The 20,004-nt window shown below is 65.8% G+C and carries 16 protein-coding genes; 8 read left to right on the top strand and 8 right to left on the bottom strand.

The features are described 5' to 3' along the window. Positions 1–2: 2 nt before the first annotated feature. Positions 3–1,583, top strand: coding sequence for a carboxypeptidase-like regulatory domain-containing protein (locus tag K1X74_16205; protein ID MBX7167877.1), 1,581 nt, complete (start codon positions 3–5; stop codon positions 1,581–1,583). Here the strand turns inward: K1X74_16205 and K1X74_16200 are convergent. The 5 genes from K1X74_16200 to K1X74_16180 form a co-directional block, all read right to left on the bottom strand. Beyond that, on the bottom strand, positions 1,580–3,799 hold the full coding sequence (locus K1X74_16200; GenBank protein ID MBX7167876.1) for a glycosyltransferase: 2,220 nt from the start codon (positions 3,797–3,799) through the stop codon (positions 1,580–1,582). The two genes, K1X74_16205 and K1X74_16200, sit on opposite strands and share 4 nt — an antisense overlap. Next, on the bottom strand, positions 3,783–5,459 hold the full coding sequence (locus tag K1X74_16195) for a glycosyltransferase family 39 protein (protein MBX7167875.1): 1,677 nt from the start codon (positions 5,457–5,459) through the stop codon (positions 3,783–3,785). The genes K1X74_16200 and K1X74_16195 overlap by 17 nt, the downstream gene beginning before the upstream one ends. Positions 5,460–5,736: 277 nt before the next feature. Continuing rightward, positions 5,737–6,702, bottom strand: coding sequence for a hypothetical protein (locus K1X74_16190; protein ID MBX7167874.1), 966 nt, complete (start codon positions 6,700–6,702; stop codon positions 5,737–5,739). A gap of 109 nt (positions 6,703–6,811) precedes the next feature. Continuing rightward, a complete protein-coding gene (locus K1X74_16185; GenBank protein MBX7167873.1) occupies positions 6,812–7,387 on the bottom strand; it encodes a DJ-1/PfpI family protein in 576 nt (191 codons plus the stop codon). A gap of 37 nt (positions 7,388–7,424) precedes the next feature. Next, a complete protein-coding gene (locus tag K1X74_16180) occupies positions 7,425–8,039 on the bottom strand; it encodes a class I SAM-dependent methyltransferase (protein MBX7167872.1) in 615 nt (204 codons plus the stop codon). 616 nt (positions 8,040–8,655) lie between these two features. Between K1X74_16180 and K1X74_16175 the strand changes: the two genes are divergently transcribed. Further along, complete coding sequence (locus K1X74_16175) at positions 8,656–10,149, top strand: hypothetical protein (GenBank protein ID MBX7167871.1); 1,494 nt, start codon at positions 8,656–8,658, stop codon at positions 10,147–10,149. A gap of 144 nt (positions 10,150–10,293) precedes the next feature. On the opposite strand, the gene K1X74_16170 is transcribed toward K1X74_16175, so the two are convergent. Continuing rightward, positions 10,294–12,447 (bottom strand): hypothetical protein, encoded by a 2,154-nt coding sequence (locus K1X74_16170; GenBank protein MBX7167870.1) that lies wholly within the window; start codon positions 12,445–12,447, stop codon positions 10,294–10,296. A 297-nt stretch (positions 12,448–12,744) separates the two neighbouring features. Between K1X74_16170 and K1X74_16165 the strand changes: the two genes are divergently transcribed. After that, positions 12,745–13,356, top strand: a complete 612-nt coding sequence (locus tag K1X74_16165; protein MBX7167869.1) for a hypothetical protein — start codon at positions 12,745–12,747, stop codon at positions 13,354–13,356. Continuing rightward, entirely contained in the window at positions 13,353–14,219 is an 867-nt protein-coding gene (locus K1X74_16160) for a DUF1080 domain-containing protein (GenBank protein MBX7167868.1), read from the top strand. The genes K1X74_16165 and K1X74_16160 overlap by 4 nt, the downstream gene beginning before the upstream one ends. On the opposite strand, the gene K1X74_16155 is transcribed toward K1X74_16160, so the two are convergent. Beyond that, complete coding sequence (locus K1X74_16155) at positions 14,199–14,945, bottom strand: (5-formylfuran-3-yl)methyl phosphate synthase (protein MBX7167867.1); 747 nt, start codon at positions 14,943–14,945, stop codon at positions 14,199–14,201. The two genes, K1X74_16160 and K1X74_16155, sit on opposite strands and share 21 nt — an antisense overlap. Before the next feature lie 164 nt (positions 14,946–15,109). Between K1X74_16155 and K1X74_16150 the strand changes: the two genes are divergently transcribed. The 4 genes from K1X74_16150 to K1X74_16135 all read left to right on the top strand — a co-directional run bounded on the left by K1X74_16150 (position 15,110) and on the right by K1X74_16135 (position 19,739). After that, on the top strand, positions 15,110–16,075 hold the full coding sequence (locus K1X74_16150) for a hypothetical protein (GenBank protein ID MBX7167866.1): 966 nt from the start codon (positions 15,110–15,112) through the stop codon (positions 16,073–16,075). Positions 16,076–16,212: 137 nt separating this feature from the next. Beyond that, positions 16,213–17,775 (top strand): sodium:proton antiporter, encoded by a 1,563-nt coding sequence (locus K1X74_16145; protein ID MBX7167865.1) that lies wholly within the window; start codon positions 16,213–16,215, stop codon positions 17,773–17,775. Between the two features lie 118 nt (positions 17,776–17,893). Further along, a complete protein-coding gene (locus K1X74_16140) occupies positions 17,894–19,078 on the top strand; it encodes an HRDC domain-containing protein (GenBank protein ID MBX7167864.1) in 1,185 nt (394 codons plus the stop codon). 13 nt (positions 19,079–19,091) lie between these two features. Further along, complete coding sequence (locus tag K1X74_16135; protein MBX7167863.1) at positions 19,092–19,739, top strand: hypothetical protein; 648 nt, start codon at positions 19,092–19,094, stop codon at positions 19,737–19,739. A gap of 39 nt (positions 19,740–19,778) precedes the next feature. On the opposite strand, the gene K1X74_16130 is transcribed toward K1X74_16135, so the two are convergent. Then, the coding region (locus K1X74_16130; protein MBX7167862.1) for a hypothetical protein at positions 19,779–20,004 on the bottom strand (226 nt) is incomplete at its 5' end.

Here is a 20,004-nt window from a genome sequence, read left to right as displayed (position 1 = left end):
ACATGCTGGCCGGATATGTGAGCGACGAGTATTACGCCGCGCTGGCCGACGTGACGGCGGAATTCACCGGCAGCTGGGGCGCGAGGGCCGTCGTGCGATCGACGCCCAGCGGTGCGCTGTGGGCCGAGTTGCCGCCGGGCCGCTACGAAGTCACGCTCGCCAAGGACGGCTTCGGCTCGAAACGCGTCGAGGTCGAGCTGGTCGAGGGGCGCCCCTGGCACTTTCGTCTCTTGGCCGATCGCCTGTCGGGCTACGCCTGGCCCAAATGGTGCCGTGCCGGCGATGCGGTCGAGTTTCGCGTCCATTCGGTGGCCCCGTACAAGTTGGGCCTCGTGCGTCTGGGGCTTGCGCGCGAGCACGTGCGGAACATCGGCTGGTACGACAACCACGGGCCGCGCGCCGCGATGCAGACCTTGCCCGACGGCCATTTTGTCGAAACCGGCGTGCGGTGGGACGCTGGTTTCGGCGCCGTGCATCACCAGTCGATCGTCGCACCCCAGCGAGGCGGGCTGCACTACTTCGAAGCGCGAAATCGCCGGGGCGAATATTGCTCGTTTCCGTTGGTGGTGGCGCCCGCGCGGCCGACGGCGCCCTTGGCCGTGCTGGCGTCGACCAACACCTGGAACGCGTACAACCGTTTCGGCGGTCGCAGCAACTATATTTTGGCCGCGCGGATGCTCGACCGGCCGATCGTGAACGCCAAGAGCGACTTGCCCCGGTACAAGCTGGCCGATTACGGCGAATGGCAAGGCGACACCTATGCGCCGCTCTCGTTCGATCGGCCGGAGCCGGACAACCAGATCCGCGAGGGCGAGCAGGCCACGGATCCGATCGAAGGCCGGATGGAATGTGCGCTGGCCCCCGCCGAGTGGCGCACGCTGGCCTGGCTCGAACAGGCCGGCTACTCCTACGACCTGTACGCCGACGCCCAATTGGACGACGGCACCTTGCGGCTCGACGACTATCGGGCGCTGCTGCTCAACGTGCATCCCGAGTATTGGACGATTCGGATGTACGAAGCCGTCAAGCGGTGGGTGTTCGAGCGCGGCGGCAGGCTCCTGTACCTGGCCGGCAACGGGTTGAATTGCGCGGTGGAGCTGGACGCCGGTGCGGCGATGACTTGCCTGAACCGCTGGGACCCAGGCACCGAAAGCCGCATGGCGTGCCAGCACGAATCCGAGGCGCGCCTGTTGGGGGTCGTGTACACCGATCCGGGGGCGATGACCGTGGCGCCCTATGAATCGGTCGCCTCGAACCATTGGGTGTTCGCCGGCACGGGCCTGCGCCGCGGCGATCGGTTCGGCGAGCGGACGCTGCACGAGCGGTATGGCGACGGCGCCAGCGGTCACGAAACCGACAAGCTGAGCGCCAGTTCGCCGCGCGACGCCGTGCTGTTGGCGCGGGGATTGAACCCCGACGACGGCGGGGCACACATGGTCTATTTCGACACTCCGTGCGGCGGCGCCGTGTTCTCAGCAGGGTCGATCACCTACCCCACTGCCCTGCTCTGCGATCGGCACGTAGCGCGGATCACCGCCAACGTGCTCGATCGCTTTCTGGCGAGCGCGGCTGGTACAACTTAAGCGGCACGGCGGGCGTAACGCAGCGTCCTGCGCGGCGGGGCATAGCGGCCGCCGCGGGCCGGCGGCGCGTCGGCGCCGAGGCCGGCCTCGGGCTCGAAGTTGATCAATTCGCGAATGGCATAAGGCTGCGCGCCCTGGCTTTCGTAGTAGGTGCGCACGCCGACTTCGCCGAGCATGCCCAGCACAAAGAATTGCAGGCTGACCATGATCAACAGCGTCGACAGCAGCAGCAACGGGTTATCGGTCATGTCTTGCCCCATGCCGATCTTCATGCCGATCGTGGCGGCTCCCGAGGCGATGGCCAGGCCCGTACTCGCCATGCCGATCCCGCCGAAGAGGCGCATCGGGCTGCTCAAGTAGGAAATCAGATACTTGACGGTGATCAAGTCGAGCACGACGCGCAGCGTGCGCGAAATGCCGTATTTCGATTGACCGTAGCGGCGAGGATGATGCTTGGTCTCGACCTCCAGGCAGCGCGCGCCGCGCCAGGCGGCGAGAATCGGAATGAACCGGTGCATCTCGCCGTAGAGCTGCAGCTCCTGGGCAATTTCGCGGCGCATGGCCTTCAGGGTGCAGCCCAGGTCGTGCACCGGGAACCGGGTGACTCTCGAGATCAGCCAATTGGCGATCTTCGAGGGGATCTTGCGCAGCACCAGGCCGTCTTGCCGATGGCGGCGCCAACCGTGAATCAGATCGTAGCCTTCGTTGAGCCGTGCGAGCAGCATCGGGATGTCGGACGGATCGTTTTGCAGGTCGGCATCCATCGTCACGATCACGTCGCCGGTGGCCATCTGGATGCCGGCGTGCATGGCGGCCGTTTGCCCGTAGTTCCGGCGGAAGAGCACGATCTTCACCGTCGGATCGTGTTCGGCCAGCGCCTGGAGCTGCTCGCTCGAGCCGTCGGTCGAGCCGTCGTCGACCAGGACCATTTCATAATTGCAGCCCATCGGCACGAGCACGGCTTGCAGCGCGTCGTAGAGGCGGCGGATGTTCTCGCGTTCGTTATAGATCGGCACGACGACCGACAGGTCCATGACGCCATTCCTTGATTGGGGAGTGCGCGCGGTGGCACGTCCGGGAAAAAGTGTGTGGGTGGCAAAACGCTCCGCGCGACGGTGCGCCGCGTGGACTTGCAGACGGAGAAGTTCTTGCGCGGCGACGGCGCGGGCCGGTTCGACCGTCGTGGGCGCGGGCGTCGCGGCAACCGGTTCCGGCGGCGACTCGGCCGCAGGCGGCCCTGGGATTCGCGGCCGGACGGGACCCAGCAGGTAGACCGCCCCGCCGATCAGGCCCGACGCCATGACGACCAGGAACCAGAGCAAACCGAGCGCAATGCCCGCTTCGTGCGTCATGCCATATCCGGCCAGCAGCAAAGCGAGCCCGCCTTCGCGAATGCCGACGCCGTTGATCGACAACGGCAGCACCGTCAGCAGGCTGACGATTGGCACGGCCACGCAGTACGCGCTGGCGGGAATCTCGAGCCCCAAGGCCTGTCCCAGGGTCCACACGCAGACAATGTTCAGTGCCTGGATCGCCAGGCTCCAGGCGAGTGCCGCGGCGATGACTGGCGGTCGATCGAAGTAGGGTTGCAAGGCGCCGATCAGCCGGCCGACGCGCGGTAACAGCGTGAGCCGCGCCGCATGTTGTTGTGCCAAGACCAGGCCGGCCCGGGTCAGAAACGCGACCGCCGCGCCGACGAGCACGATGACGGCGATCCACGACACGAGGCCCGCGGCGAGGCTTTGCCCGATGATCGCCACGGTCGCGATCGACAGGAGCGCCGTCAGGCCGGTCAGGCGATCCGCAAGCACCGTGCAGCCTGCCAAGACCCGAGTGGCCAGCGTAGGCGCCAGGCGATAGGCCTTGACGACGTCGCCCCCGACCGAGGTCGGCAAGCATAGGCTGAAGAACATGCCCTCGAAGTAGAGCTGCAGGAACTGGCCGTGACTGGCGCCGAGCGCGACCGCGCGGGCCAGGCCCCCCCAGCGCACGCTGCTGATCGTTTGGGCCACGAGATACACGCCCAGCGCCGCGAACCAGTAGCTCCAGCCGACCTGACCGAGCGAATGGACCATTTCGGCCCAATCGATCTGGTCGGCCAGGTAGAGCACCAGCGCCCCGGTGACGGCGATACGCAGCACGAACCCCCAGCTCGGGCCCGCGAGTTGAAACGAGGGGCTTAAATCGTCGTGCGAAGGATCAGTTGGCGGAGACATGCGATCGCGAGTTCGAGGTTTCTGAACGATGCACAGCGGCCGTGTCCGATGTGATGCGCCGCCCAACGATCATTCGTTGGGCAGGGTGTGGTGTCTTGTAGCGCTCGCAGGAAATCACGGCGAGCGGTTCCCAGGCAAAGGGCAGCGGCGGTTCCTCGTACCCGTCGAAATCTTCGTAACAGAAGTACTCGACTTGGGGCGGAACGGCCTCGGGCACGGTGGGCCAGGCCACGGTGCTAATCGGTTTGCCGTAGTGATAGGTGAACAGGTGGTGAGCCAGTCCAAAGCTGACCAACTCGGCGCCCCGGGGGAGCTGCGTTCGCAACTGGTTCATCGCGGCCAGGTGGTCCTCGCTATTGCGTGCGAGTTCGTTAATCCGCGCGCCGGCGTACGACAATCCCAGCAGACCCATGATCAGCGACGTGCCCAGAACGACGCGGGCCGGCTCGGTGCGGCTGCGGATCACGAAGAGGGCCACGGCCGTGACGGCGACATAGGCGGCAAAGCCGCAGGCGAACAGCGGCGGCTGCACCAACACCGAACGGCCGCCGCCGCTGAGGCTCGCGCCCAGCATGACGATCGCGACCCCGGCAAAGCCGAGCGCGAGCAGACCTTGCCAATGGAACCAGACGCTTGCTGCGCGTCGGACGCCCTGGCCCAGGGCCGCTTCGACGACCGGGGCGGTCAGCACCGCCAGGCACGGATAAAGTGGCATGAAATAGCGCGGCCGGGCCTCGATGGCCAGCAGGCAACTGGGCAGCGTCACCAGCAGCGCGACGGCCGCGAACACAACCAGCGATCGAGAGTCGCCGAGATTGCGCCGCAGGCTGGGCCACGCATAGGCGACCAGCAGCGCCGACCACGGCATCGTGCATGCGAACACATGCAGCGGAAACGAAGCGGCATGGATCGAGAGCGCGCTGGTTTGCGAGCCCAGGAATCGGATGCTCGCGTTGTGGACCCAGATTTCCCACGCGGCCTCGGGACCGGCGGCGCGCCAGTATGGGATCTGCCACGCACCGATGACTGCGGCGAAAGCCACGAGCCCGGCGAGGTGCGCGACGCTCAGCCACATGCGCCAATCGCGCCGCACGGCCAGCAAGTACACCGTGGTCACGGCCACGAAATAGACCGGGCCTTGAGGCCCCTTGGCCAGCCCAGCCAAGGCGGCCAAGGTATAGCCGGTCGACCAGGTGAACACCGGTCGCCACCGGGCGACGTATCCGGCCTGCCACACCAGCAGCGACGACGCGATCAACAAGGTCAGCGTCGCTTCGGTTTCGGCCATCCGTCCGAGTTCGAGCACCTGGAACATGGTCGCATACGCCGCACCGGCGACGAAGGCTGCGGCGCGGCTCGTGCAAGCGCGGGCGCAGAGATAGATCAGCCCGGTCGTCGCGACGGTGGCGAGCAATGCCGGCAGCCGGACGACGGCCGCGTCGCAGCGTCCGGTGAGCCAGGCCGCGAGGGCAATGGTCCAGTTCTGCAGCGGTGGGCGGCTGAGATACAGCAGTCCTTGCTGCCGCGGCACGACGAAATCGCCGCTGGCGAGCATCTCGCCGGCCACGAGGGCGCGACGCGGCTCTTCGCCGCGGATGCTCAGCGTGCCCAGGCGAGCCCCGTGCACCAGTGCAGCCAGCGCGACGAGCAGCAACAGCACAGGATCGCGCCAAGCACGATCGCTTCGACTGTTCGAGATTGCCGCTGGGGCGCGCATGCTGAGGGCCGTCCTTGGCCGTGATGCCGATCGCGATTCGGCCGGGTGCCCCGCCGGCGCGGCGAGCGCGTAATCAGGGCGCCAAGGCGGAGCATCGCGGGGCCGAAGTCTCGCGCGTGACCGCGGAGGCGTCAAGGTCGCTTGACGTTGCTAGCACACCCCAGAGCGCGAAAGCCCCGGCCGTGAAGATACGCTGATCGCAGTCATGCCCTGCGCGACGCTAGCGTTCGCTGCCTTCGTCGCCGAGGTTCCAGGCATCGAGCCACTGCGGCTCGCCCGGCTGCAAGTGAAAATCTTCGAGCAGGCGCTCGTGCAGATCGGCCATGTGCCCTGCCCCGTAGAAGATGGCCACTTTCTTGTGCCCCTTGTCGAGCTGTTCGCGCAGTCCTTCGAGGGCCACCTTGTTGCGCTCGGTGATGATCGTCGAACCTTCGGGCCCGTCGAGCGCGTTGAGCGCCGTTTCCATATCGCCGAATTGATCGGCCAGGACGCGCTTGAGCGCCGCGGAGCGGTTGGGACTCAAGAATGCAGAGATCAAGTCGGCATCGCTCGTCCGGCGACCGGGGTTCTCAGGGTCGGCCGGTTTGCTCTGTTCGGCCAGCATCCGACCCACTTCCCGAAAGTAAAGCTTCATGAACATCTTCACAAAGCTCTCGTTGCGGTTGCTCATCGATGTTTCGAACTGTTCGGGCGACATGTCCGCGTGCACCAGGTTCTTGGCCTGATAGTCGATCACGTCGAGTTGATGCGCGAGACCGAGCATCTGCTGCATGTTGGATTGCATTGCCGCAATCGGGTGGCCGCTCCGCCGGCCCGGTTGCGGGCGATTGTCGTCCTTCGGCGCGACCAATTCGTACAGGACGACGTCGTAGTCCGCGAACCGCTTGTTGAGCGCCTGGAAATACTCCGTCTCGGCGATATGGATGGCCCCGATCAAGTCGACCTGGACCGGGCGCTGGGCGTCAGCGGGGGTGTGAAAGCTGACGATCGCCGTTTGCAGGGCCGTGGGGTTGCCCGCTTCGTCGCGGGCCACGCGCAGGTATTCGAGCTTCTCCGGGGCGTCGACGGCGCCGGACACCTCCTGGGCTCGCGATGAACTCAGCGAGAGCGCCGCCAGCAGCAGCGCCACATGGCGTCCTAACTGAATCCAACTCCCTTGTGTGCCGGACCGTAGCTGCACTTGCATCTGCAATTTCCTTTTCCCGCAGGAGGCGATCGCCAAGGATCACTGTCGGACGCTTTGCAAAGTATACGCCCGGGCCGCCGCCCGGGAGCGGGCCGGCGCACGACTGCGGTCAGGCTCTTTGCACGCCTTGGCGCAGCAGCCGCACGAAGGCCTTGAGAAACGGCGTGTTGTCGTGCCAGGTGCGGGCAGTGACGAGCTGTCCGTCGACGACGCAGGGTTGGTCGACATATTGGGCGCCCCCCTGCTCCGCGTCGAGGCGGCACTTGGCCACGGTCGTCACCGTGCGGCCTTGCAGGCATCCGGCCGCGGTCAGGATCTCGATGCCGTGGCACACCGAGGCCACGGGTTTGCCGGCGGCGAAAAAATGCCGGGTGATTTCCAGCAGGTGAGGATCGTAGCGCAAATACTCCGGGGCTCGTCCGCCCGAGACGAACAACCCCGCATAGTCCCTGGCCACCACGTCGCGGAAGGCCAGACTGGCACGGAGATGATAGCCCGGCCGTTCTTCGGTAATGTCCCAGGGCACGAGCGCCCCCGGCGGGACCTCGTGCAGCACGAGGTGATAGAGCCGGGCTTCGGGCCCGCAGACCACGACCTCGAAATCGTCTTCGGGCAAGCGGAAGTAGGGATAGAACGTATCCAGCACTTCCGAAGCGTCGCCGATCGGCATCAATACTTTAGGCATCGGTGGTCTAGGCCAGGGGAACTTGGTTCGAGCGGGTTTAGCGCGATGCTTCACCCAGGTAGTGTTCGCCGAACACCGGCGGGGTGCCGCGGAGGCAAAACCGTTCCATGCGGTTCAGTTCGAACCCCGCGTCGCAAACGAGCCGGTCGATGGCGCGATTCAAATTACAGCCGACTCCCACGCGGCGCTGCAACGGGTTCAGCCGGTCTTGCCAACGGGCCACGCGCGGATCGTCGCTGCGGCCATGTTCGACGAACAGGAACCGGCCGCCGGGCCGCAGGACGCGGCGGATTTCGCCGAGAGCTTTTTGCACGTTGTCGATCGAGCAGAGCGTCCAGGTGCTGACGACACAATCGAACATCGCGTCGTCAAACGGCAAACGCGCGGCGTCGAGCTGATGCGTGTGGACCGGCACAACGGACTGTTCGATGCGTCGAGCCACGCGTTTGCGCAAGACGCTGGCCGGATCGATCGCGTCGAGTCGCTTCACGGCGTCGGTGTAATGCGGCAGGTTGAGACCGGTGCCGAAGCCGATTTCCAGCACATGCCCGGCGGCAGCGCCGGCGACGCGCGGCCGCTGCTCGGCCATGGCCGGGCTTTGCATGACCCAGTCGAGCAGATGCGGAAACACGTAGTTTGCGTAGAGACCCATAATCGCCTCGCTTTTGGGGGCTGGCCCCCGGGGAGCGTCATTATCAACGTTGGCCGGGCCGGCAAGCGATGGCCCTTTGCCGATGTGCCCCCTTCGCTCGGGGGAACCTTGGCGACTGAGCAGATTATTTTTTGGCAATCGATGCTTGCAATAAAAAATGCACCTGTACATAATGCGGGCGTGATTGGGGGGTACCTCAATCCAATGTTCCCCGCAGGTTCCTGCCCCGCCTGCGGGGACTTTTTTTTGCGCTCGATGAGCGTTTGATTAGCATCGAAGAGCGCCTTTTCGCAAGAAACCGGCTGGTTTCTCAGGACGGGCGGCAATTCTGCCAGTTAGCGACTGCTGCGGATGCTGGTGCGAGTGTTGTCCCCGCTGGCGATCGAACGATTGCGTTTCGGGGGGTGCAGGCTGATTTCGCTGCCAGCAACGCCGACGCCGCTGGTGCGCCTGCAAGATCGGAACAACCGGTCTTCTCCGTACTCTTTGCCTTTCTTGTTCAATTGTTACGACCGGTGCGTCCGATACTACCCGCACGAGACCATGCGCGGCGGCTCCATTGGGGGAGCTGCTGCGCCGGCCATTGTTCGCCCTCGAACCAGGGTAGCTCGGAATCATGGACATCTTCCGCACCAAGTCATGGTTGCTGTTCGCGGTCATTGCGCTGGCCGGCTCGGGTACTGCCGCTGCGCAATTGGTGCCCGGCTCCTGGGTCGGCGTGGAGGACTTACAGTTCTTCGCTCCTCCGGACGTGAGCGCATATAGCGGTGGTCCTGATCCGAAGACGGGCTGGTTCGCCACGCTGGACGAAGTGAACTGGTGGTTGAGCACTCCCAAGCAATCCGACATCGGCGTCGACGGCGGCCAGGTGATCGTGGCCGACGGTGGAATCGGCGGCCGCATTCCTGAGACCTTTTTCGGCGAGGCCGACCCGGTGGCCAAGCCGGTGCTGCCGCTCGATGAATGGGGACGCCTGTCAACCAACGGCTTGAATACGACGGCCTTCACCACCGGCAGCGCCATGGGTGAACGCGTCGAATTCGGGTGCGTCGATTGCGACGGACATTGGGGCATCATGTTCGGCGGCCAGTTCATTCATCCCTGGACCGAGCGCGTGACGCGCGGCGACGTCGATGTGGTGTTCCTGGACACCTATGTGCCCATGACCTTCTGGGACCTGGAAACCGGGCTACTCAAGACGCGCCAGGTGGGTTATCTCGACGGCTTCGTCAACCGCAGCGAACTGGATGTCGTGGACGACTCGTCGCTTGACATCTTGTTGCCGATCGAAGGCTTCGTCCCAGTCGCCAACTTTGCCGCGGGCCGCTACTACGACGGCAACGGCGACGGGGTGATCGATCCGACCAACATCGAAGACAACCTCAGCGATCCTGTCCTCTACGACCTGGACGACCTGTACCGGCTGCCGGTCGTCTACAACGAGCTCCGTGTGCGCAACCAAACGAAGTACAACAATCTCGAAGTCATGCCCTTCTACCGGCTCGATCCGTTCCACAACGGGAGCCTGTTGGAAGTCGGTACCGGTATGCGGTACAGCGACTGGGAGGAGAACTTCGACGTCCAGGGCTGGGGCGGCATTCTCGGGGAAAGCGATTGGTACACCCGGGCCCGGAACCGCATCGTCGGACCGCAAGTGTCGGCCCGGTGGTCGCAGACCCACGGTCACTGGACGCTGTCGGCCGAAGGGCGTGGCTTCGTCGGCTGGAACTTTCAGAGCGTGCACCAGACCGGTGGCTTCGAGATCTTCTCGAATACCAACACCTTGGATGGCCTGACGCGGCCGATTCCGCCGAACCCGTCGTTGTTCCGTCCGGTGAACACCTCACAGCAGTTCTCGCCCAATACGTTCGAGCACGACTTCACCGCGGTGGAGTTCTCGCCGGGTGCCGAAGTGCGGCTGCAGACCAGCTATCAATTGACCAAGGCGATCGCAATTCGCGGTGGTTGGACGGCCAACTGGCAGGACGCCCTGGCGCGGCCGTCAAACATGGTGCTGTACAAGGTGCCATTCATGGGGATTCGCGACGACCGCAATACCCAGGATGTCTTCTTCCACGGCTTCAACATCGGCGTCGAAGTCAACCGCTGATCCACGCGGATCGACACACGTATTCCGGCGGAGGCATCGCGAGCCCAGGGGGTCCCATCCCCTGGGCTCCTCCGCGTTTGGAGCCCATCGCAGTCGAGCCGCTCTTCGGCGGTCCGCTCTCAGGAAACCCCGCTTGGGCAGAGACTACATTCTGCCCACGGTGCCGGCCGGCGACAGCACGAGGGCCGCGACGTATTGAGCGGCCGGAAGATTCGGCGGCAACACAACCGCGGCGTATTCGCCGATGGCCATGTTGTACCGAGTGACCGTGTCGTTGAAGCCGAGCGTAGCGCGAGCCTGTTGACGGATCGCTCGCATGGCCGGTCCGGGCAAAGCCGGCTCGCGCAGCAACTGATCGGTCAACCGCGCGCGGGCCAGATCGGCAGCGACGACTTCCTCGGCCCGGGCGGCGACGGCGGCAAACCAGCGCGGCATCGCTGCAGCCAGGCGCACAACGGGTCCGGAAGATTGAATATTGGCCGGAAACAGCTCGAGGCGCATGGCGTAACGTCCACCGTGCGGGGCCGTGACGGGCAGCAGCCGGGCCCCGGCCAAGGCCGCAGTTCGCGGCAGCGCGGCTTGGGCGACGATCGAACTGGCATGGGCCCGGGTCAACTCGGCCTCGGCGACCAGGCGCATGGCACGAAACTCGAGCATCGCTTCAGCGCCTCCGACGCGATCGTGGAGGGCCAGCACCGAGGATTCCAAGGCTGCGAATTGCTCGAGCTGGCGCTGAAGAATGCCGTACTCGGTAATCGTCGATCGAGCTTGCCAATAGGTGCTGGTGACGGCCGACCTGTCACGCGCGCTGACGGCCTGCACACAGGCATCGAGCGTAATGGGCGAGCCTGCGGCCGGTGGCAAGGGGGCCGACAGTGCGAGCTGCGTGGCCAATTCTTGCGCACGCTGCATCGGATTGATCTCGACCAGCGATTGATACAAGGGGGCGCCGGCCGGCGGTGTCGGATCGCTGGCCGCGCGCTGGGCTACGAGGACGATCCGCGCGGCCTGCGAATTGCGGCCAGCGCGGGCTTCCTCCATGGTTTCCGGGGTTGCTGCCTCGGGCGGTTCGGCGGCGTCGGGAATCTCGATCGGATCGGCGTCGGGATCGATCGGCAATTCCGCCGGGGGCTCTTCGGCGGGTGGTGTGCCTTCCTCGCGCGGCTGCCAACCCGAGGCTGGATCGCCCGGCGTAGGCTGCCCCGCGGTCAGCGGACCCGGCTGAGTCGCCATGCCCGGCGCACCAAGCAGCGGCTCCTCGTAGGTCATTTGCCGGCCCGGTAACGCTCGGCGACCGGATCGCGGTGCGGCCGGGGGCGGTGCCATTGCCGCCGCCGGCTGTGCGGGCGGGGGAGCCGTCGCGGCAGGCTGCGCTTGCGGGGTGTTTGAGCCGCCGGGCACGAGCATGGCCGCCAGCTCGTTGGCGGGCGCCCCGCGCCGGGCCACGGCCAGGGCATAATCGGTGATGTCGAAATTGTAGGCCAGCACCGCCTGAATGAACTCTTGTCGTTCGCGGCTCAGTTCCTGGAGCCGCTCGACGACTTGCTCGCGCGGGGCGCGACCCGAGACGTAGGCCTCTTCGCTGGCCGACAACAGGTCGTTCAACGTCTGTACCGCTGCGGCGCGCAATTCGATTTCTCGAAACCGCAACGGCAACGTGTCGTGGGCCCGCCGGGCCGGCTCGGGAGCGGCACGACCGGCAAAAATCTGCTCGAAATTTGTGCGGTATTGACCGATTTGCGGCATATCGGCCGGCAAGGGCAGCGCCGTCACCACTGCGGCGCCCAACCAGGGCGCCAACTCATATTGCCGATCAATGGCGGCCAGCTCGGCCTCGCGGGCTTGCGCTTCGACCAGCGCCAACGCGCCGTCGAGCCGCACCGTTTCACCAGCGGGTTGCGCTGTTTCGGCCGCGGCCGATTCGAAGCCTTCAAGTCGGGCGAGGAAGTCGAACTCGCTGCGCCGCGAGTAGTAAGAGGCGACCGCCGCCGAGAGCGTCCAATAGATCCGCACGGCCTGGAGTTGGCGTGTCCGATCGTTTGATCGAGCCAATAGGTCAACCAGCCGCAATGGCTGCCCGGCCAGAGGGCTGCGTGCCGGAGGTGTCAGGGCTTCGCCGAGCAGTGCAGGCGGCGTCTTCGACGCGTGCGGCGGCTGCGCCGATGCAGCCGGCTGCGCGGGCGGACTACCGAGGGGGGCACTGCCGAGGGGGGCACTGCCGAGGGGGGCACTGCCAAGGGGGGCACTGCCGACTTGAGCCAACAGGCCCAGGCCCACGAGCCAGGTATAGGTGCCCATCCGTGGCACTCCCGCATGAGAATCGATTCGCCAAGCAGGCACTCGCGCGTGCGCGCACGTCCAGGGTGCGGCAAATGCCTAGCTAACAGCGTGGCCCCGTATTCCGGGTCCGTCAAGAGGAAACCGCAGTTGTGCGCTATCCGAGCATGCTATCGTGCGTGCTCGACCGTCGCCGCGGCGGACTTACAATACGGGCAGAGAGAATCGATTCGCCGAGCAAGAAAGTGTTCTCTGCGAGGGCCGCGCTTGGCGGCAATGGTCGGGGGCGATCTCGAATACTCACAGGCAAGAAATCGCGTGATCCGCAACGTACGAGTTGCCTTGACCTACCTGGTCCTGATTGCCTCGACAGGCGTGAGCGTGGCGGCAGGCGTGCTGGCCGCGCGGCAAGGCCTGCCCGAACGGGGCTTGCGCGACTATAGCGCGATCGTCGCCTGGCTCGCCACGAACGACGCGGCGAAAGCCTCGCCGGAAATGCAACGGCGGCTGATCGCGCGGATCGACGAGAGCATGTCGACCGATTTCGATTGGACGGCTCGAATCGCCGAACTGCCTACCGGCCAGCGCCAACGCTGTCTCGACAGCCTATTCGAGCTGATGCGCGTCTGGTTTCTCGACAAAGTGACGGCCTACCACGAAATCCGGCACGAACGCCATCGCGAGCGGTTCGTTGCGCGCGAAACGCAATCGCTGTTGCGCTGGCCCGCCATTCGCAGCGCCGTCGAGGGATCGCAAACCGAAGGCGGCCGGCGCGGCGAGCTGTTACTGGCGCTGTTTGCCCGCGCCAACGACTGGTTGAAACAGTCCACGCCGGAACAGCAAGTGCAAATTCGTGAGTTTCTCGCCGCGGCCCAGTACCAATTGGTTCAGAATATGTCGAATCGCATCGGCGTGGGCGGTGACCGTTGAACTCCACCGCTTTCTCGCGGCGCTGCACCTGGTCGGCGGTCCTGCTCGTTGGCCTGGCCGCCGTCGAACCCTGCCGGGGCGCCGACGCGATCGCTCCGGTCGATCAGCCGCTGGTGCTGTTCAACGGCCGCGATCTGTCCGGCCTGGTGGTCTGGCTGCGCGACAGCGGCCACGACGACCCGCGCGGCGTGTTTACGGTCCAGGACGGCCTGTTGCACATCTCCGGCGAGGCCTACGGCTACGTGCGCACCGCGGCGACCTATCGCGACTATCGTCTCGTCGCCGAGTATCGCTGGGGCCCGCGAACCTGGGCGCCGCGCGAAAAGGCGTCACGCGACTCGGGCATCATGTATCACGCTCTCGGGCCCGACGGCGCCACGGGCGTGTGGATGGCTTCGCTCGAATACCAGATCATCGAAGGCGGTACGGGCGACCTGCTGGCGGTGCCGGCAACTTTCGAGGGCCAGACCTACCCGGTCTCGGTCACTTGTGAGATCGCACGCGATCGCGATGGCGAAGCCGTGTGGCAGCCGGGCGGTGAAGTCCAACGCTTCGAATCGGGGAGGATCAACTGGTTCGGGCGGGACCCCGATTGGGAAGACCGGCTCGGTTTTCGCGGGGACCGAGACCTGGAGAGCCCTTTCGGTGAGTGGACGCACTGCGAACTCATCGCGCGCGGCGATCGCGTCGAGCATTACGTGAACGGCCGCAAGGTCTGCGAAGGTCGCGCGGCAAGCCCGCAAGCGGGACACATTCTGTTGCAAAGCGAGGGGGCGGAGATCTTTTTCCGGCGGCTCGAGTTGCACCCCCTCGACGAGGCGCAGCCGCGCGGGAACGCGGCCTCAGGCGCGGCCGGAAAGTAGCCGCTCGCCGACGGGTCGCGAACAGCGTTCGCTGTTGCGCACTTGCTCGACGACGGCGGCCAGCTTGCACGGATCGATCCCTGCCGCTCGATCTTCGCCGCACACCGCACCCCGGACCGCCACCAGGTCGGGCCCGAGTTCGAGGGCGCGCCGCAGGCTCTGCCGATCGAGCGAACCGGCCAGCACGCAGAGGTGGCCCGATTGTTGCGCCGCGCCGATCCAGGCCTCGAGTTGCCGTTCGGCCTGGTGCTCAAACAACCCGCCGGCCGATTTGTCGAAGGTGTCGACCAGCACGGCTGCAAAGCGATCGCGTTGCGCAAGTTCGAGCACTGCCTCCGGCTCGGGGGCGTGGCAAGAACGCCAGTCGGCATAGATCACCGCGACGGCGGCCGTCGTCGCAGAAAAGGTCGACACGCATTGCATCAACCGCGACGGCCAATCGACGACGCGAGCGCAGCCGGCCAGCCCGAACTTGGCCAGCGCCAGGCGGCCATCGCACGGGGCGCAGCGAGCCCCGTCGAGCAATTCTCCGCGCGCGGCGCTGACGACGGCTCGATTGCCCACCAGCTCGAGTACCTGAGCGACGATCTTTGCCGGCGCGGCACCGAGCGAGCCGTTCCGCGGTTCCTTGACGTCAATCCAGCCGACACCGGCCTCGATCGTGAGGCGTGCTTCGTGCTCGTCGCGCACGCTGACCAGCAGGCGGCTCGGATGGGCGTAGGCCATGCGCAAGGATCGCGGAGACATCTCGGGCGGGATTCGCGGCGGGTTCGGGGAGCAATAGCCGTGCGGAGTCTACCAAAGGGTCACTGGCGGGCCAAACGCCGCACGGCTTACACTGGCCCTGACGATTGTCCGGCAAATCCAAACTGGTCCGCAGGGTACGGCGCGTGAGACGATTGACTCGGCTGTGCGTGTTGGTCTTGGCGTGTTTCGGCGCTTCGCTCGCGGGCGCCGACGAGCCGGATATCGATCGCGTTACGCCTCGGCCCGCGGCGAACGACGCGGAATTGCGCCGGTGGCTTGAGAACATGGTCGCCTGGCATCGGTTTACTCCGGCCGAGGCGGCGCAGGCGACCGGCCTGTCCCCCGCACAAGTCACCGACGCGCTGGCGCGTTTCGATTTGCAACCGGGCCGGCACCCGCGGCGCACGCCCGCCGAGCCGCTGACCGTGCTGCCCTACCCTGGCGGGCGTCATCCGCGGATTGGTTTTCGCGACGGCGCGATCGATCCGCAGCGTGAAACCAAGGTCAGCGTGTTTTTGCCCTGGGACGACTCGGCCTATGTCGTGGCCGACGTGCCCGAAGCCATCTGGTCGAATCTGGGTTTGACGTATCTCGCGCACACGCATGTGCCGACGATCTGGAGCAAGGCCGGCGTCGAACTGCCGCCGCTCGAGTGGCAAGTCACCGCCGAGCGGTTGTCGATCGAGCGCCGTTTGCCGAATGGAATCGTCTTCGCCGCCGAGATCCGCCCGCGGCGCGACGGCGTACAAATGCGCCTGCGGTTGACCAACGGCACCGACGCTCCGCTCGACGACCTGCGAGTGCAGAATTGCGTGATGCTCAAGGGCGCGCCGGAGTTTGCCGCGGAGACCAACGACAACAAAGTGTTTCGCGCGCCCTACGGCGTCTGTCGCAACGCGGCCGGAAACCATTGGGTGATCACGGCTTGGACGCCCAGCCACCGCGTGTGGGGAAACGTCCCCTGCCCTTGCCTGCATGCCGATCCAAAGTTTCCCGATTGCTCCAGCGGAGCCACGCAAGAAGTCCGCGGCTGGCTCTCGTTCTACGAGGGGACCGACCTCGATGGCGAGCTCGCTCGGCTAGAGACGATCGGATGGGACCAGTGGTAGGTCAGCGTCGCGTGCGGATTGCTCCGCCGTGGGCGGCCCTCCTCAAAGTCCTGCCAAGTTGCTTCAATGAGCGGTTCGAGCATCACCGCTAATCTCGAATCGACTGTCCGCATTTGACGCGTGGGGTACGGCTCTGGATGTCGCACGAACCAACGATCAACCTCACAGGCGCCGCGCAGCGTGGCGACCGGCATGTCGCGCTTACCGCGCTGATTCTACTTACGGCCCTGCTGTATTTTGTCGCGGTCGGCCGGGGCTGGTTCCCGGGTACCGCGCCTGCCCATGAAGAGCCGGGCGTCGAAGCGGCCCACGGCCTGCCCGAGCCCCCCGCGCTCTACGCGGTGGTGCCGTTTGTGCTGCTGCTGGGCGCCATCGCCATCTTGCCGCTGACCGGCAAATTGGCGCATTGGTGGGAGCACAATCTGCACCGGTTTTACGTCGCCGCCGTGCTGGGGCTGGTCACCTTGGCGTATTACGCCCTGTTGCACGAACACCCGGTGCGGCAGCATTTCCTGCGCACCGGGCTGGTCGAACCGGCGGCCGGCGGCATCTCGCTGGGTATGGCCTGGGCAACGATTGAGAACGCGCTGCTCGTCGAGTACGTGCCGTTCATCGTCGTGTTGTTTGCGCTGTTCACCATCACCGGTGGCATCCGCGTCGTGGGCGACGTGCCGGCGCATCCGCTGACCAACACCGGATTTCTGGCTCTGGGTGGCTTCTTGGCCAGCTTTATCGGGACCACCGGCGCGGCCATGGTGCTGATCCGTCCGTTGCTGCAGACCAACTCCGAGCGCAGTCGCGTCGTCCACACCGTGATCTTCTTTATTTTCGTGGTGTGCAATTGCGGAGGCTGCCTGCTACCGATCGGCGATCCGCCGCTGTTTTTGGGCTACCTGCGCGGGGTCGAGTTCACCTGGACGCTGTGGCACCTTTGGCCGCAATGGTTGATGGTGAACCTGGCACTGCTGGCCATCTATTACCTGTGGGACACCTGGTTCGCCTATCCGCGCGAAACACTCGGGAACATCGCCCGCGATGAGCGGGTCCTGGTTCCCTTCCGGGCGCAGGGGCTCGCGTTGAACGCTTGCCTCCTGGTGGGCGTCGTGCTCGCGGCGGCGTTGCTGTCGCCCGGCAAGCCGCTGCCGGGCACCAGTTGGGAGCCCTGGCTGTACCTGCGCGAGGTGGTGATGTTGCTGCTGATCGCGGCCAGCCTCGCTCTCGGGCCCCGAGAGGCGCGCGCCGGGAACGAGTTCAGCTTCGCACCGATCGTCGAGGTCGCCGTGCTGTTCCTGGGGATCTTTCTCTGTATGCAGCCGGCACTGCAGATCCTTGACGCGCGAGGCGCTCAATTGGGCGTCGACAGCCCGCAGAAGTTCTTTTGGGCCTCGGGCACGTTGTCGAGCGTGCTGGACAACGCCCCGACGTATCTGGTGTTTTTCGAGACGGCCCGGTCGCTGACGATCGACGGCGCCAAGATGGCCGGCGTGGAGATGGGGCTGCTCTCGGCCATCAGTCTGGGATCGGTATTCATGGGGGCGATGACCTATATCGGCAACGGGCCGAATTTCATGGTCAAGAGCATCGCGGAAGCGGCCGGGGTGAAGATGCCGACGTTTTTCGGCTACCTCGTCTACAGCCTGGTCGTGCTGTTGCCGGTCCTGGTCGTGGTGTCGCTCATATCCGATCGCTTCTTGTGGTGACCGCGCTTGTGGCCCGATTGCCGTCCGTCGCGCCGGCCGGACGAATCCTGGCAAGCCTTCGCGGCGAACACTAAGATAGCCGGCCAGCCGATCTGTTACTCGTGCCCTCGAACGACGCTTGCGCTACGAAACGATTACGACCGATGCCCACCTGCGGCAATTGTGCGACCGCTTGGCGCATGCGCCGCAGATCTGCTTCGACACCGAGTTCGTCTCGGAACACACCTATCGTCCGCAGTTGTGCCTGGTGCAGGTGGCCGCGGGCGAAATGCTGGCGGTCATCGATCCGCTGGCCATCGACGATCTGCGACCGTTCTGGCAGGTCATCGCCGCGCCCGGGCACGAGACGGTCGTCCACGCCGGCCGCGAGGAGCTGTGGTTCTGTCTCGAGTCGTCGGGCCATCGGCCGCGCGATCTGTTCGACGTGCAATTGGCCGCCGGGCTGATCGGGCTGGAGTACCCGGCCGGATACGGCAATCTGCTCTATCGCCTCTTGGGCAAGCAGGCCCAGAAGGGTGAGACGCGGACCGACTGGCGTCGGCGGCCCCTCACCGAGCGGCAGTTGGAGTACGCACTCGACGACGTGCGCTATCTGGCAGCACTGCGCGACACGATCGGCCGGCGCTTGGAGAAGCTGAGTCGCGCAAGCTGGCTGGCTGACGAGATGATCCGTTGGCAGAACGACGTCGAGGCGTCACGCAATCACGATCGCTGGCGCAAGGTGGCCGGCAGCTCGAACCTGTCGGGACGAAGTCTGGCCATCGTTCGCGAGCTGTGGAAATGGCGCGAAGCCGAGTCGCAGCGCCGCAATCGGCCGCCGCGCACCGTGCTGCGCGATGACCTGATCGTCGAACTCGCCAAGCGCCGCCTGGCCGACGTGAAGCAGATCCGAGCCGTACGCGGCTTCGAGCGGCCCGACCTGCAGAGGGTGCTGGGCGACCTGGCACGCACGATCGAGCTGGCCCTGGCCCTGCCCGACGGCGAGATCCCGCGTTTGCCGCGGCGTGAGGTGAGCCAGCAACTGGTCATGGTGGGCCAATTCCTGACCGCCGCCCTGACGAGCATTTGCCGGCAGGCCGAGGTTGCACCGAGCCTGGTGGGCACCGTCGACGACGTCCGTGAGTTGATTACTTACCGGCTCGAAGGCGATCCCAGCCTGCCGACGCCGTCGCTCATTCAAGGCTGGCGCGCCGAGGTCGTGGGCCATCAATTGGACGAACTGCTGTTCGGCAAGATGGCCATCCGCATTCAGGACCCGCTGGCCGAGCAGCCGCTTTCGTTCGTGCGTTTGAACGAGCAATGACAAGGGGCTCGCAATGAGGCGCCAAGCCCCGGAGCCGCTCGACATTCGCTGGACGTGCAAACCCGTGTCCAGCGCTCGCAGCGGCCTGGCGGTGCTGGCGGACGGCCGATTGCATTGCTGGATCGAGCACGAAGTTTTGCGCGGCGTCACACCGGCGATGCTCGTGTGGTGGTTCAAGCACCTGGAAGGCGAGATGATCTTCGACGGGCGCTCGCTGCCGCGCTATCGCGTTTGGCATCCTTGCGATCACCTGGCCATCGAGTATTCCCGCCGCAATCCGGATGGCTCGATCGGCGTGGGCTGCGTGATTCATCTCACCGAGATGCTGGGCGCGAACCCCGACTATCTCGTCGATACGCAGACCTTGATCACCAAGCTCGACGAAGCAGGGTTCGCCCATCGACCGCGGTTTCATGGGTTGCCGCTCGCGCAAATGGACTACCAGTTCGCCCCGCAGCCGGACGGCACACGTTACTGCAATAGCTTGACGATCGGCGTATGCGGCGTGCTCGGCCGGCTGATCAATCCCTTGATCCGCCGCTACGGCTTCGACGAGGCGCGCGGCCACGCGTGGATCAAGCACAACATCGAAGAAGTCGGAAACTTCGAGGCGTTTCTGCCGCAGCTCTATGCGGCCGAAGCCGGCGATTCGCGACGCTAGAGGCGCGCGTCCCGGCAAAGGCACGCTCGCCTACTTCCGCTACTGGGCGCGTTGGGCCAGGTCGGTGCGGCCTTGGATGCCCAGCCAGCCCATCAGGTCTTGCGACCAGCGGTTCAATTCGGCCGGCTGCGTCGAGGGGAGGCCGCCGGTGACGGTGGCCGTGGGGTTGGCTGGAGGCGCGGGAAGCGGCCCGGGCGCCGAGGCCACGGGCGGAGGCGGCGCGGGCGACACCGGTGGCGCGCTCGCCGGTGGCGCGGCGCCCGGA

Source organism: Pirellulales bacterium, assembly GCA_019694435.1.
Lineage (GTDB): Bacteria > Planctomycetota > Planctomycetia > Pirellulales > JAEUIK01 > JAIBBZ01.
Note: the sequence above shows the minus strand (reverse complement) of the source record. Positions and strands in the feature narration are given on the sequence as shown.